Raw genomic sequence first — 13944 nt, forward strand, 5'->3', positions numbered from 1 at the left:
GGTTTCAGACTTTAATTTAAGCTATATGAACCACTTGAATACATAACTTATATAATCTGGAGCGTTAAAAATATACAGTATTTTTATCTATATACTTTAAAGCCGATATAACATTCTCTATGTGATTTTTTTTGCCAGTCGGAAAGTTTCTAAAAATCAGACCATTTGAAAAGTAGATGTCGCATTGCTGCGTTAGGGTATCAATATTTATTTCCCTGAAAGCTTTGAAGGCAAGTCGCCGACACAATTCCCTGTCCTCCTTCAGAGTCAAATCGAGGTTCTTAATGTCACAGCCTTTATCCAGCCTGGCTTTATTACGAAGAACCTTAATTGCAGTCTCGTTTTTCCTCAACTGGCAGTCTAAGATGCGGATCTTATCGGCCAAGATTTTAACATCTGGTGCAATAGCCAGAGCCTGTACCAGTTGATTTATCTGTAGCTGTAAGTCAATGCAGCTCTTTTCAAGAGTACTCAGATAACTCATCTGATTAGTTTCTATCTGCAGCCGGTCAAGATTAACGAGTATTTCATCAATTATAATGGCGTCGACCAACTCCCTTCTCACAGCCGGAGTGGTACATCGGTGTAGCCTTCGCATGGGACAAACATAGTAACCTTTTATCGTTTCGCTGACGGAGGTGATGACCATGGTGTTCCCACAATGTCTGCACTTCATCACTGTTCTCAGCAAATTAATAAGGTAAGGGTTATCACTGTGAGAAGTGAAGCCGAATGGCGACAATCTCACCTCCTGTACTGAATAGAACTCCTCATCAGAAAGCACTTTTGGATAGTAGCCCGGTATCTCTTTAACACCCTTAGCGCGACCTCTGTGCGTGGGCATGCAGATACCAATCAGTGCTTTATTGCCAAGTAGTTTTTCTATAACAGAAGGACACCACTCACCACGTCTACCAGATAAGTTTTCAACAGATTTATCGTTGAGATATTTCGCGATAGCCGTCAGGGATTTATTTGCTTTGCGCAGCGCGAAAATTTTCTTAATAACCTTAACCCTGGATTCAATAACTTCGAACTGGGAATAATCGGCACTGACTTTTAACCATCTGGGACAGGCCCTGGTCATTATCTTCCCGGTTAGTTCAGCATCCTCCCGCTTCTTTTGCCAGGAAAGCTTAACCCTGCTGGACTTGATTTCGCTTTCCTCATTTGCCCGTTGCGAAATGAGTATTGCTTTAATCAGAGCATAGGGATCATCAAGTGACTCTTCAGAATAATGAGTGCTGTCGCTAAGCGTTATGACATCGATACCGGACTTTAGAATGTATTTGAGCCGTTCCGTGGCTTCACCAATCTTTTCCCGGGAGAGCCTGTCCAGACTTTCGACCAGAAGAACTGTGCCAGGCATGATAAGCCCATTATCAATAGCATCGATAAACTCGCCAAACGCACCGGATTGTGCGTGTTTACCTTTGAATGCGCTTAACCCCAGGTCTTCATATGTGGTGGTGTCCAGCGTAAATTCCTGATTCTGGCTGAGCCAGTCGTCAATTAACTTCCTCTGCCGTCTTAAAGAATCACCTTTTTCCTGAACCGCTGACGAGAAACGCATGTAAGCAATGGCCTTTTTCATACATACCTCACGTATTGTTGTGAACGCTGTATTTAGACCAGTCAATTGAATTCATGTTGAGGTGATTTTTAAGACGGACTTATCAATTAGGCCGAAAGTATATTTTAAACTGACCCACCTTACGCCGCGCTTTTATTAACTTCACACAACTCCGGTAAGTTCGCCCTTACCAGCGCCTCGGCAAACGGCGGCGGCACGGCGTTGCCGCACCTGGCTACTTGCTTATCTTTCGCGTACCTCACCCCGCGATAGTCGCGGTCGATGATGTACCACTCCGGGAATCCCTGCGCACGATAAAGTTCGTGCGGTTGCAGCATGCGCATGCCGATATCAACGATGCGGTAAGTGATGCCGTCAACGGTTACCAGCCCGTCGCAGTCTTCGCCGCAGTATTCCCGCAGGAACGCCAGCGTTTGCTGCGCGCGCTGCTCGTCAAAACCGTCAGTTGCCAGTGTGGTTTTCACCTCCCCTACGTGCTGGCCACCAGCGGTGACCGTTGGCATAGGTTCATCTGTGCACTGCCCGTCCCGGCATGTACCACGCAGCTTAACCAGGTGTGAGGCGACGACAGCATGGTGATCGACGGTGGTGACCGAGTGTGCAGGTTCGTCCAGGCTGACGCCCGGTCCGGAGTAGTTCCCGCCGTAGTGCTTCGCGAGGAAGGCGCTCACCGTCGCGAATTTATTGCCGCCCGCGGTAACCGTACCCAGCGGATTATCCAGTTGCAGCACTCGCGGTTCCTGCCCTGGGCGCTCGCCATATCCCCTCTGAATAAGGGTCGGGGTAACCAGCTGCGATTTGCCGCCACCGCCCGCCGTGATAGTCGCGCTTGGCTCGTCGGCCCGGTGGCCGACGCTGGCCCCGAACTGGCGGGCGATCACAGGGGCAATGACACACGAGTGATTAGTGTTGCAAACAGTATTAAACGGCTGATCCGGGCTGCGTGGCTTAGCTGAATACTTCGGCCCGCCAGCACCAATGAAAAATGGCGTTAGCGCAGCTTCCACCACACCGAGTGCATGCCCGTTACCACCCGGGCGCTTTGACGTACCGGCGGTGACGGTGGGCACCGGCTCGGTGATATCCTGCCCGGTAGCGCCGGTACGGAATTTTGTCAGGTGCGGTACCGCGACAGCGTATCCATGCGTTTTAGTGATCGTCTGCAGCGGTTCCGCCAGCGCCTGCCCACGGAAACAGTCGTAACTGGTTCGGTTGCTGGTGTGATTACACTTCACGATGAACGGCGACGCATTGTCGATCACGAACCGCTGAATGCCCCGGGCGATGCGCTTGAGCGTGTTCTCCGCCAGCGACTTTTTGCGGTCGAAGATGGACTGTGCCGGGATAGACCAATCGATACATTCCGCCGCGGTGCGCCATGGTGCCAGCTTGCCACCCTGCACTGCTGGCATTTTCGGATCCCCGTGGGTCGGCGCTGGCCAGGTCACCGGCACGCCGTCGCAGCGCATCACCATGAAGAACCGCTTACGAATGGTCGGCGCGCCAAAGTCGCAGGCGCGCAACTCACGGTGATCGACGGCATAACCCAGCCCGGTAACCAGCTGCTGCGCCAGCTCGCCGTCGGTGGCAATGCCCAGAAACCCGCAGCACTCCGCCAGCGCCGGATGCCCGGCGGGGATGCCGCCAGACAGCATGCCGCAGAACGCCTCGAAGGTTTCTCCAGCGCGGGCTGGGTCCGGGCGCTGCGCGCCATCAGCGGATACGATAAGCGGCCCCCACGTTTTGAACTCTTCCACGTTCTCCAGCATCATCACGCGCGGCCGCACCGCCAGCGCCCAACGAATGACGATCCACGCTAGACCGCGAATCTCTTTCTCCACCGGCTTCGAGCCTTTGGCCTTCGAGAAGTGACGGCAGTCCGGGGAGAACCACGCCAGCCCCACCGGGCGGCCAGCGGTCGCCACCAGGGGGTTTACATCAAAAACGGATTCACAGTAGTGCAGCGTGTCCGGGTGGTTCGTGGTGTGCATCGCCACGGCGTTCTCGTCGTGGTTTATGGCAATGTCCACGCTGCGGCCGATCGCCAGCTCAATGCCCGTACTCGCCCCGCCGCCGCCGGCAAAGTTATCAACGATGATTTCTCTCACGCGTATTCCTCCATGGCGGCAGCCAGCGACCGGGCAGCAGTAACGATGGCCGGTATCGGCATTTTCTCCAGCCACATACGGTTGATGTGATGCTTCAAACGGCGCTGGTGATGCGCCGGGAGATCCCCGGCGTTTTCAATCTGGTTGTAGACCATGCCCACCTCGGCAGGCCATACGGTTTCGGAGACGTCCACCAGCAGCAGGCTTTCCAGTTCGACGATCCGCTTTGTTGCGTACTGCAGCAACTGTCCCATCACGCCCCCTTGATGCTGATGCCAGCAGCGGCAGATGACTCGTCATGCGCGCGTTTAGCGGCACCCATAATTGCGGCCAGTGACGTGCGTACACCATCCAGGCGGATCGTGTTATGAATTGCAGCCATGGATTCGCGCAGCTTGGCGTGGCTCGCCTCCAGTTCAGCGGTCCTCTTTTCTGCGGCTTCCAGAGCTGCTATCAATTCGTCGGTGTAACTCTCTACTGCTGACGCCATAATCCGCAACTCATCGGTATGCACTTCCATGGTTAGGCGAGATAAGCGGTGTTGATTGGCATGTTTCGGCACGCCTAATAATTCGTGGTGCTTGAGGGTCATTGGACTACTCCTTGACGACGAACGTAGGCGGCATAGCTTTCGGCTCGCTCAGCAGTCAGGTTATAACTGCTCTGCATGTTGCAGGAACACCCTTCCTCGCTTGCAAATTTTCGATATGCCACTGCCATTTCATCCAGGCCAGATGATCGCACTTCAGCCAGGAAGGCATCGGTCGCTTTGAATGGATTTTCTGCCTCAACATCTCGCGATACGTACATGTTGATTTCGGATACGTAATCCAGCGGAACGCCTGCCATCATGCAGTCTTCACCCTCGGACAAATATTCCAGGTGGTTTTCGCTAATGTCGGTGAGCAGGTGCAGCATCTGCCCATTCTCCGCAGCCAGCTGATCGCGCTGGGCTTGTGTGGCATGCAGCGCCGCGGTGGTGCAGTCCAGACGTTCGGCCAGGCGCGAAACAATCTTCGCGATGTCCAGGATCGGCGTTTCGCTGCTCATCGCCTTCGCAAACTGATGACCCACTGCCACCAGCTCTTTGTTGTTCATTGAATCACTCATGCCCGTGCACTCCCGATAATTTTGTGGATCTGATAGCCCTGCCAGTTCTGGCGGCATACTGACGCTACGGACGGAGCTGCAGGTTTAGATTTCTTAGCTCTGGGTGAGCTAATTTTTGCCTGCCAGCGCTGAACAAGTCGGTATTCAGAGTGTGCTGACTTACCAATATTTTTCACGATGCCAAGACGAACCAGCCGCCCCAGAATTGCGTGGGTGTGTTTGTTGGTCCAACCGAGCTGTCGTTCCAGCCGACGTGGCGTGGCGGTTTTCTCCTGTTTGAGAAAGGTGATTATTGCAATCTGATCTTTGCTGCGCATGGTTAAGCCCTCCCGCCTTTAAGCCCAAACTTCGCCCGGATCTCCTGAATTTTCGCCATCCCCTGCTCACGCGTAACAGGTTTGCTGCCCAGCACAGGCAGACGAGCAACCGGCTCAGGAATGACTTCACCAGCGCGAATGCGTTTCACCATTTTCGCCAGCTCTTCACCGGCTTTGCGGTTAAGTTCCATGTCAGTGAGCCCGTATGAGCGCATCTGTTGGTACAGGGTTGTGACCAGCCAGTAGCTGGCGCGGTATTTCACGGTGCGTGGGGTGATGTCGTTGTCAGGCCACGGATACGACTCGGCATCGTTGTAACGGCTGCGGTTGCGGCAGTACTCGTAAACCAGCTTTACCAGCTCGTTCTGGTCAGGCAGACCCACGGCGGCGCTTTCCTCGGCGCGACACCATGCCACGAACTGACCGGGCGACGGCATGAACGGTTTTTCCTGAGTGCGGGCAATGCGCATACCAGCGTCGACCTGGGCAAAGCTGGTGATCCCGTTCTCTGCAAAAGCCAGCAGCCACTGGCGACGGAATTCGTCGATATCCGCCTGGGTTTTGAAAACGGACATGCTGGCCGGGAACGCGGCGCGCAGCTCGCGAAACAGTTCGTTGAATACCTGGGCGGCATGTTCCTGGCGGGGTTCGGATTGCTGCTCCGGCATACCCATCGCGACGCGGCGCATGTGCTCACGATCGAAGTTTCGCATCTCGGTACCAATGTTTTTCATGGCAGCAGGCCCTCCGCCCAGTCGGTGTTATCGAAATCCAGCGGCGTTGCGCTGGCGCGGGAGTTTTTCGGTTTACGTGCGCGTTGCGTGGTCAGCGTGTCCCAGTGCTTGCGAAGGCCTGACGGGCTCAGGATGTTGCTGTCCCAGAAATCGTCCTCGCTGGCCCACACGAGCAACTCACAAATTTCGCGGTGAGTCCGGCGGTCAACCATGCGCATCAGGCGAACAGTGTTTGCCCATTCAACCCATTTCGGTTCTGAAAGGCTGGCATTGACCACCAGGAGTTTCTGGTAAATCCAGCGCGCGGCTTTGAGGTCGTCAGCCGTTCCCCAAGATTTGCCTGACGGGGTGTAAATTCCGTCAGTGGCTTCGGGGTGACGAGAGAGAAATTTTTCAGTGGCGTCGTTACGGGATTCGTCAGAATTCCGAAACGAAGATCTTTTAATGTTTTTATTGTTGTTATTACCTTGTTGTTCATGATGCGCGGGTTTAAGCGCGGCTATTTGCTCGGGGTTATGCGCGGCATCACCTTCCAGACCCGCACCATTACTGAGTTTGTTATGCTCGGGGTAATGCTCGCCGTTATGCTCGGCTTTATGCGCGGGCAAATTGTCTATTTTTTGAGCGTACAGTGCATAATTTGTGATAGTGATCACCGTGCCTTTCCGACGTTCACCGGCGGTGGAAATCATGCCTTCTTTCTCAAAAAATGAGAGCATCCGATCCACCGCATGGCGGCTCGCTGGCTCTCCGTTACGGTCGCACAGATTCAGCCCCAGATCGGCTGAGGTGGTCACCAGTTGTCCGGTTTGCAGTGGCCATTGACGCCCCTTAAAACTCGCTGTGTACGGCTGTCGGGCGGCGTTCAGCAGAAGGTTGTCCCACAGCGTTCGCAGGAAAACATCTTTAGACCAGGGTTGTTTAAGCACACTCCGGTACAACGGGATGAATCCGGTCTTCTGGTTTTCCATCCGGTTGCTCCTGGCGGCGGAATGCGCCGCAAAATTGGCGTAGGCGACATTCGACATAGCTATGCCTCCCGCGCCTGGTAATTTAAATTGGCCTTTGTCATAATGACCTCGCAATCGCTTCCAGTTATTGCACCCGAAGGCCGTTGCTGTTCCACCAGCACGGTCTTCACCCTTTCAGAACAGCCCCCGCTGTTCGGTGCGCTTAACGCGCTTTTCTTCGAACCTGTCGGCTGAGGTTGTTTGTTTCTCTGCCCACGACTTCGCATGTCGTAAAACATCATCGAAAATTTTCCCTTTGCGGCTTGCCTGAGACATGCGCCGGTATAAATCCACGGCCTGGAATGCCCCCCCCCCCTGAGCCACCGGCACCGGAAAACCCAGGCGAACAAGCTCTTCGCGGACATGCTTCTCGATAAATTGCTCATGGTTCATAAGCAGCCCCGGTTACATGACGCCCAGCATTGAGGTGACCATCGTCATCAGCGGCCCGACCTGCTCGGGCATCAGGCGAAACAACGACGCGATCCCCTCGCTCACCTCTTTCAGCTTCTGATGTTCAGGCGCTTTCATCAGCACGGCCTGTTTAGCTTCTGCGCACTCTTTCATCGCCGTCGCTACGCGCGAAAGGATGTCTTCCTGAGGAATAAGCCGCGTACGAAACTCGAGCGGAAGAACATTCAGAATTGCCGGGGTTAACTCGCAAATGTTGTCGCGAGCGTAAGCGGTGTCGCCGTCCAGCCAGCGGAATAGCTTTTGGCGCTGGCGGTTGATTTCAGTCGGGAACTCCAGGCCGCCGCCGCTGAGTTGATATTCCTCAACAATCAATCCGGCTACCACGTCCTGGTTATCGATTGCAGCCGCCCATGCACGAACAGCCGCACGAAGCTGCTGGTGGGTAAACTCGGGCTTCGCCTGAGAACGATTTATCATCGCTATCGGAATTGTTCCGGTACTCTGTTGAAAGTGAAGTGATTGCATGGTTACTCCTGTTTCGGAAGACCATCGGTTGGGTTGGGGTATAGATCGGGGCGCAGTTCGTGTGGAGTGACTTTCCAGTCAATGGCACGTGCAACCTTCACAACTAACTCACCCGGAACTTTGTTTTTGAACCAGCCATTAACCGTCTGAGCTCGGCGACCAAGGCGTCTCCCCAGCTCTGCCTGGCTGCAAACGGATAATAGTTTTCGTTGGATGCGTAACTTCATGGAGGCTTCTCTTGTAGTTGATTATGGCGACATAAAAGCAAATTAAATCGATAGTGTCAAATTATATCGATATTCATAACCTACAGAAAAAATCTGTATAATTGATTGCTAGCCAGCAGATTTCCTTGTTGTGCAGACAGGTAAATGGGATGGGTAATGAACTTCGGAAAACGTCTTCAGCAGGCTATTAACGAACTTGGAATTTCACAGGCTGAACTTGGTCGACGAGTTGGCGCTAAAGCTCAATCCGTTAATGGTTGGTGTTCTGCAGGCATATTGCCGCGCGCAGAAATCTTAGAGCAGTTGCCAGCAGCAACAGGCCGTCCGCTTTATTGGTTTTTTATGACCGATGAAGATGAGCTCGCGCTGAGCAAAGGATACTCAGCATTACCTGACCTCACTGAAGACCAAAAGCGAATGCTTATGCTGTATGACATGCTTCTACCAAATGATCGCGAAAACATGCTCAGAATTTATCAAAACCGTATAGATGAGATGAAGGCTTGGGCTGAAAAACACGTGATTGGAAAAGTTTAGCGCCTCCTGCATTACCTTCCTGACCAACCCGCCTTGAGCGGGTTTTTTTATGTCTCAAAAACCCCTCTATATCGATTACAACAACCGATACAAATTTAAACATCAATTTAAATTGACAGCTATCGATTGAATCGATAATACTAACCACATCAAAACGCAGTAACGACCACCAAGGCAGGACGCCCACGAAGTAGCTGCCCGGAGCATACGAATACCGGGATGAGGTGGAGTCATTAACACGCAGCAGGTTTACAAACGTTCCGCCAGCCGGGCGATAACGGCAGAGGGTGAGATGGTTAATCAACACTACGGCACGATGCACATCATTCGCCAGTGCGTGGCACCGGGAATGCTAGCAAAGCACGACGGGCGCACCTGGAATGTGTCAGCGGTTCGCGGCAAATACGTTTACCTGCGCACCATGCGCGGCGCCACACGTATCAACGATTGTCTTGTGGAAGTTTTACTGAATGGCTGGGGGGATCCGATGATTCATGGTCAGGAAACTATCGGTGCGAAATGCGCCTACTGCAAAAGTCCTCTTCAGCCTGGCGACGAAGTGAAAAGCACCCTGCTTTTACTGCGCGGCAACATGCTTGCCCGCGAAGAACGGCAGTACTGCTCTAAGCGGTGCGCCGAGCACGATCAGATGGCTCACGAGCCATAAACGCAAAAACCCGCCGAAGCGGGTTCTACGTCCAGCGGACCGACCAAAGCACGCTGGAAATATGGAAAACCAAAATAACACCCAATGGGCGCTATCAATGGCCCGGGGATTTTAACACCCAAAAATGAGAAACAGTATGGAATTCTTCAATCTGATAAAGGCCAGCCAGAAGTCGAAAAAGCCAAACGGCATTTTCTGGTTCACCGCCAAAACCGAGGCGCGCGCTAAGCTGCAGGCGCAGGTTATTCTCGAAGATGCTGAAATCGAAGTGGGCCGCGGCCATGATTACCAGCTTCCTGTCCTGACTGATTTCCCGGTGGTAAATGATCTGCCGGAAGAAGGCGTCGTCGACTTCACCTGGTGTGATCGTTACGAACTACAGGAAGACGGGCGTACCTGGCTCCCAAAAGCGAAACCGGCTGAATCCGTAAATATCCATGACGAGCGCGCGCAGCTGGCGGACACTACCGGTCATGCCAGTGCGCCGGCTGCTGACGTCCCTGAACTGCTCCGCCCGGTAGCGCGCCTGCGCCTGCCGCAGCGCCTGATTGCTCATCTGTTTAACGACACTGAGGAAAAAGAAATCAGCGAAGCTCAGCACGTACAGATTGGCGCTGCCGAAGCCGACGAAAACAATCTCTATATCCAGAACCTGCTGCAGGCCTGCCGGGAAGTACCAGGCATAGATGAACTGTCTGCGCATGTTGAGTGGAAACTCATTCAGGCCGTAAAAGAATTATTCGCACTGGATCAGAACCACGAAGTAAGCGCCATTAACGGTTTTATCACAGCCTGGGTGGAAGCTGAACCGGGTGATCGTTCCCAGCTCGTTAGAGGGTGGGGTGAAATTAATCATACCGATACCGCGACCTCTAAAATAGTTCAGGAATTTCGCGACAAACAACTCCCTGAGCTGCATACCGTTGCCACGCTATCGTTCCGCCATCGCCTGCTTTCACAGTTCATTTCTGAAAAGGAGTACGCCTATCACCTTACTGCCGAGCAGAAGAAAGAAGTTATTAAGCTGGAAATGGATGTCGATAACTCCTACGTCCAGAACCTGCTGCTGGCTTCGGAAAATACCCCTGCCCTCAAAGATTTTAAAGAGCATGAACTGTGGAAACTGACCGACGCCGTTAAACAGGTGTTCCCGCAGGACCGTAAAACACCCGAGCTGGGCGTGATGCTGCAGTTCCTGAAGACATGGAGCGAAACGGCGTACATCGATCGCGGGCTGCTGGTCAAAGAGTGGGCCAAAGGCAACCGCATGGCCGCTATCCAGCGCACCGACACCGGCACGAACGCTGGCGGCGGCATAGTGACCGATCGCAGCCAGGATTATGCGCATACCCTGGATACGCTGGATATTGAAATTGCAGCCGCGACGCTGCCGATGGATTTCGATATTTACAACATGCCTGGGGCAATCCATCGCCGCGCCAGAGAAATCATTGAGAAAAAAGAAAGCCCGTTCAGGGAATGGTCAGCCGCGCTGCGCAAAACTGCGGGCATCTTGGACTATTCACGCGCTGCTATTTTTGCCTTGATCCGTGGCGCCGCCGAGAACGTCCATCACTTCCCGGTCAGCCTGCAAACCTACATCAGCGCAAACCTGAAAGAACACCAGCACGACAAGCCAGATGCTGCAACTGTAGAGGCTGCGCAATTCAGCCGTGAAACCCTGGATAAACAACTGGCCGCTGACCGAGGCGAATATGTTGAGGGTATCAGCGACCCGGCGGATCCGAAATGGGATAAAACGCCGCGTAAATCCTTCTGTACCCACGAAGAGAACTTACAGCGCGTGCGGGAAGAAGGGGCGCGCCGCCGGGCTGAAGAAGCAGCCGCACAGCCTAAGGTTGAAAACCTCGGCGCTGGAGTGTTCTCCATCGAAGGGCTGACCGGTAATACCCCGGCTAATCCGGACAACGGCCCGGTAACGGGCGACACCACTTATCAGGAAATGGCCGAAGGCCTGCGCGAAGAACTGGAGGTTACCGAAGATGTGCAGATGGAAAAGGCTGTCAGTAACGAAATCCCGGCTGGTACACCGGTTTCAGCAGGCGAAAGCGCTGATGCAGATCATCCGCAGGCAGATGCCGTAACGCCATCAGAAATTTTCGCTGCCGCAGCGCCGAGTTTGGCGAATCATGATCAGGAGAATGTGAAGCAAAAACCGGAAAATGCGCATCAGAATGGCGATCCTGCGCATCAAAACGTCGAAAAAGTGAATCAGATCGAGCCAGAAGAGCATCAGGAGCCACCAGCGCCAGAATACCCGGCTTTCTTCGAACCAGGCCGTTATGAAGGGTTACCGAATAACGTTTACCACGCTGCGAACGGTATCAGCTCAACCATGGTGAAGGATGCGCGTGTATCGCTGATGTATTTCAATGCGCGCCACGTAGAAAAGACCATTTCCCGCGAGCAGTCCAAAGTGCTGGATATGGGCAACCTGGTGCATGCGCTGGCGCTGCAGCCGGAAAACCTCGACGAAGAATTCAGCGTGGAGCCGGTGATCCCGGAGGGAGCATTCACCACCGCAGCGACCCTGCGCGCCTTTATCGACGAACATAACGCCAGCCTGGCACCGCAACTCAGCGCTGAAGATATCAAAGCCCTGCTGGAGGCGCACAACGCCACCCTGCCCGCACCGGTGCCGCTGGGCGGCGGCCTGGAAGAGACAGCGCAGAGCTATATGACGCTGCCAGCTGAGTACCAGCGTATCGAGGCAGACCAGAAGCAGACCGCTGTCGCGATGAAGGCCTGCATCAAGGAGTACAACGCCACCCTGCCCGCGCCGGTGAAAACCAGCGGCAGTCGTGATGCGATGCTCGAGCAACTGGCGATCATTAATCCTGACCTGGTGGCGCAGGAAGCGCAGAAACCGGCACCGCTGAAAGTGTCCGGAACCAAAGCGGAGATGATCCAGGCTGTGAAGTCCATTAAGCCTGATGCGGTATTTGCTGACGAACTGCTGGATGCATGGCGCGATAACCCGGGCGACAAGATTCTGGTGACTCACCAGCAGATGGAAACAGCGCTGGCCATTCAGAAAGCCCTGCATGAGCATCCGACCGCCGGGAAACTGCTGCTGCACCCTGACCGCGCTGTTGAGACGAGCTATTTCGGTATCGACGAAGAGACCGGCCTGGAAATCCGCGTGCGCCCGGACCTGGAAATCGACATCGACGGCGTGCGGGTCGGCGCTGACCTGAAAACCATCAGCATGTGGAACGTAAAGCAGTCCGGCCTGCGCGCCCGCCTGCACCGTGAAATCATCGACCGCGATTATCACCTGAGCGCGGCCATGTATATGCAGACCGCTGCCCTGGACCAATTCTTCTGGATTTTCGTCAACAAAGACGAGGGCTACCACTGGATCGCTATCGTTGAAGCCAGCGAAGAGCTGATTGAGCTGGGGATGCTGGAGTATCGCCAGACCATGAACCGCATCGCAAACGCGTTCGACACTGGCGAGTGGCTAGCGCCGATCACCGAAGACTACACCGACGAACTGAACGACTTCGACCTGCGCCGCCTTGAAGCGCTGCGCACTCAGGCATAAGGGGAATGACGATGGAAAACATGAATATCGTGAACGCTGAGCAACAGACACCAAACACTATTTCAGCGAGCAATGCCATTTTCAATGTTCAGGCGTTAACCCAGCTGCAGGCCGTTGCCGGTTTGATGGCGCAGGCCGCCGTTACGGTTCCTGAACATCTTCGCGGTAACCCAGCCGACTGCATGGCCATCATCATGCAGGCCATGCAGTGGGGCATGAACCCTTACGCTGTGGCGCAGAAAACGCACCTGGTCAACGGCGTACTGGGTTACGAAGCGCAGCTGGTCAACGCGGTGATCTCCAGCTCAAACGCAATCGTGGGCCGCTTCCACTATGAGTACGAAGGCGACTGGTCGAAATGCGCCAGCAGCCGTGAAGAGATCGTAAAGAAGCCAGCGAAAGGCGGCGGGACGTACGACAAGAAAGAAATGGTACGCGGCTGGTCCAGCGCCGACGAACAGGGCCTGTCGGTTCGCGTGGGTGCGGTCATCCGCGGCGAGAGTGAAATCACCTGGGGAGAACCGGTCTTCCTTTCCAGCGTGATTACCCGCAATTCGCCGCTGTGGATATCAAACCCGAAACAGCAGATCGCTTACCTGGCACTGAAGTACTGGGCGCGTCTCTACTGCCCAGCGGTTGTTCTCGGCGTGTATACGCCTGATGAGGTGGAGCAGCGCACCGAGAAAGAGATAAACCCGGCGCCAGCGCGGGTAAGTCTGGCTGAAATCTCAGGTGACAACGTAACAACCACCACCAGCGCGCGGGAATCCACGGTTAACGTCGACGCCATTGCAGACGAATTCCGGGACCGCATTGAAGCTGCCGAAGACGTCGATGGTGCGAAAGCGGTACGTGTAGATATCGAATCCGCAAAAGCCACCCTGGGTTCCACACTGTTCACTGAGCTGAAAAACAAAGCCGTGAAGCGCTACTACCTGGTGGACGCGCGCAACAAAGTCGAAGCAGCGATCAACTCCCTGCCACAGCCGGATGAACCGGATGCAGATCAGCGATTCCTGGCCGTTGAGAAAACACTGACGGCGGCGAAACGTCATCTGGGCGATGAACTGTACGAGAAGTTCAGCATCACGCTGCTGGATATGAAACCTGAGTATGTCGGCTAAGGGAGGCGG

General features: G+C 54.3%; 15 protein-coding genes. 4 read left to right on the forward strand and 11 right to left on the reverse strand.

The features are described from left to right. Positions 1–64: 64 nt before the first annotated feature. From FHW74_RS15415 to FHW74_RS15465, 11 genes are all read right to left on the reverse strand, one after another. The gene (locus tag FHW74_RS15415; protein WP_183171264.1) at positions 65–1594 is read right to left on the reverse strand and encodes a recombinase family protein; all 1530 of its coding nucleotides are present in this window, start codon (positions 1592–1594) and stop codon (positions 65–67) included. A gap of 119 nt (positions 1595–1713) precedes the next feature. Continuing rightward, the gene (locus FHW74_RS15420; protein ID WP_183171265.1) at positions 1714–3702 is read right to left on the reverse strand and encodes a DNA cytosine methyltransferase; all 1989 of its coding nucleotides are present in this window, start codon (positions 3700–3702) and stop codon (positions 1714–1716) included. Continuing rightward, on the reverse strand, positions 3699–3956 hold the full coding sequence (locus FHW74_RS15425; RefSeq protein WP_183171266.1) for a hypothetical protein: 258 nt from the start codon (positions 3954–3956) through the stop codon (positions 3699–3701). Before FHW74_RS15425 ends, FHW74_RS15420 begins: the two co-directional genes overlap by 4 nt. Beyond that, positions 3956–4294: a hypothetical protein gene (locus FHW74_RS15430; protein WP_183171267.1), complete on the reverse strand. Its 339-nt coding sequence runs from the start codon at positions 4292–4294 to the stop codon at positions 3956–3958. Before FHW74_RS15430 ends, FHW74_RS15425 begins: the two co-directional genes overlap by 1 nt. Further along, positions 4291–4812, reverse strand: coding sequence for a hypothetical protein (locus FHW74_RS15435; protein ID WP_183171268.1), 522 nt, complete (start codon positions 4810–4812; stop codon positions 4291–4293). The genes FHW74_RS15430 and FHW74_RS15435 overlap by 4 nt, the downstream gene beginning before the upstream one ends. After that, entirely contained in the window at positions 4809–5129 is a 321-nt protein-coding gene (locus tag FHW74_RS15440) for a hypothetical protein (RefSeq protein WP_183171269.1), read from the reverse strand. The genes FHW74_RS15435 and FHW74_RS15440 overlap by 4 nt, the downstream gene beginning before the upstream one ends. Before the next feature lie 2 nt (positions 5130–5131). Further along, positions 5132–5863, reverse strand: a complete 732-nt coding sequence (locus tag FHW74_RS15445) for a replication protein P (protein WP_183171270.1) — start codon at positions 5861–5863, stop codon at positions 5132–5134. Beyond that, entirely contained in the window at positions 5860–6834 is a 975-nt protein-coding gene (locus tag FHW74_RS15450) for a replication protein (protein ID WP_183171301.1), read from the reverse strand. The genes FHW74_RS15445 and FHW74_RS15450 overlap by 4 nt, the downstream gene beginning before the upstream one ends. Before the next feature lie 174 nt (positions 6835–7008). Continuing rightward, positions 7009–7266, reverse strand: a complete 258-nt coding sequence (locus FHW74_RS15455; RefSeq protein WP_183171271.1) for a hypothetical protein — start codon at positions 7264–7266, stop codon at positions 7009–7011. Between the two features lie 12 nt (positions 7267–7278). Continuing rightward, complete coding sequence (locus FHW74_RS15460; RefSeq protein ID WP_183171272.1) at positions 7279–7812, reverse strand: toxin YdaT domain-containing protein; 534 nt, start codon at positions 7810–7812, stop codon at positions 7279–7281. A gap of 2 nt (positions 7813–7814) precedes the next feature. Beyond that, positions 7815–8039, reverse strand: a complete 225-nt coding sequence (locus FHW74_RS15465; protein ID WP_144132464.1) for a YdaS family helix-turn-helix protein — start codon at positions 8037–8039, stop codon at positions 7815–7817. A gap of 156 nt (positions 8040–8195) precedes the next feature. On the opposite strand from FHW74_RS15465, the gene FHW74_RS15470 reads away from it, so the two are divergent. The 4 genes from FHW74_RS15470 to FHW74_RS15490 all read left to right on the forward strand — a co-directional run bounded on the left by FHW74_RS15470 (position 8196) and on the right by FHW74_RS15490 (position 13935). Then, a complete protein-coding gene (locus tag FHW74_RS15470) occupies positions 8196–8576 on the forward strand; it encodes a helix-turn-helix domain-containing protein (protein ID WP_183171273.1) in 381 nt (126 codons plus the stop codon). Between the two features lie 292 nt (positions 8577–8868). After that, positions 8869–9243: a YdaE family protein gene (locus tag FHW74_RS23030; protein ID WP_370528034.1), complete on the forward strand. Its 375-nt coding sequence runs from the start codon at positions 8869–8871 to the stop codon at positions 9241–9243. 136 nt (positions 9244–9379) lie between these two features. Beyond that, positions 9380–12811, forward strand: coding sequence for a RecE family exodeoxyribonuclease (locus FHW74_RS15485; RefSeq protein WP_183171274.1), 3432 nt, complete (start codon positions 9380–9382; stop codon positions 12809–12811). An 11-nt stretch (positions 12812–12822) separates the two neighbouring features. Further along, positions 12823–13935, forward strand: a complete 1113-nt coding sequence (locus FHW74_RS15490; RefSeq protein ID WP_183171275.1) for a RecT family recombinase — start codon at positions 12823–12825, stop codon at positions 13933–13935. Positions 13936–13944 lie beyond the last annotated feature (9 nt).

Origin of the sequence: Atlantibacter sp. RC6 (assembly GCF_014193285.1) — a bacterium.
Taxonomy (GTDB): Bacteria; Pseudomonadota; Gammaproteobacteria; order Enterobacterales; family Enterobacteriaceae; genus Atlantibacter.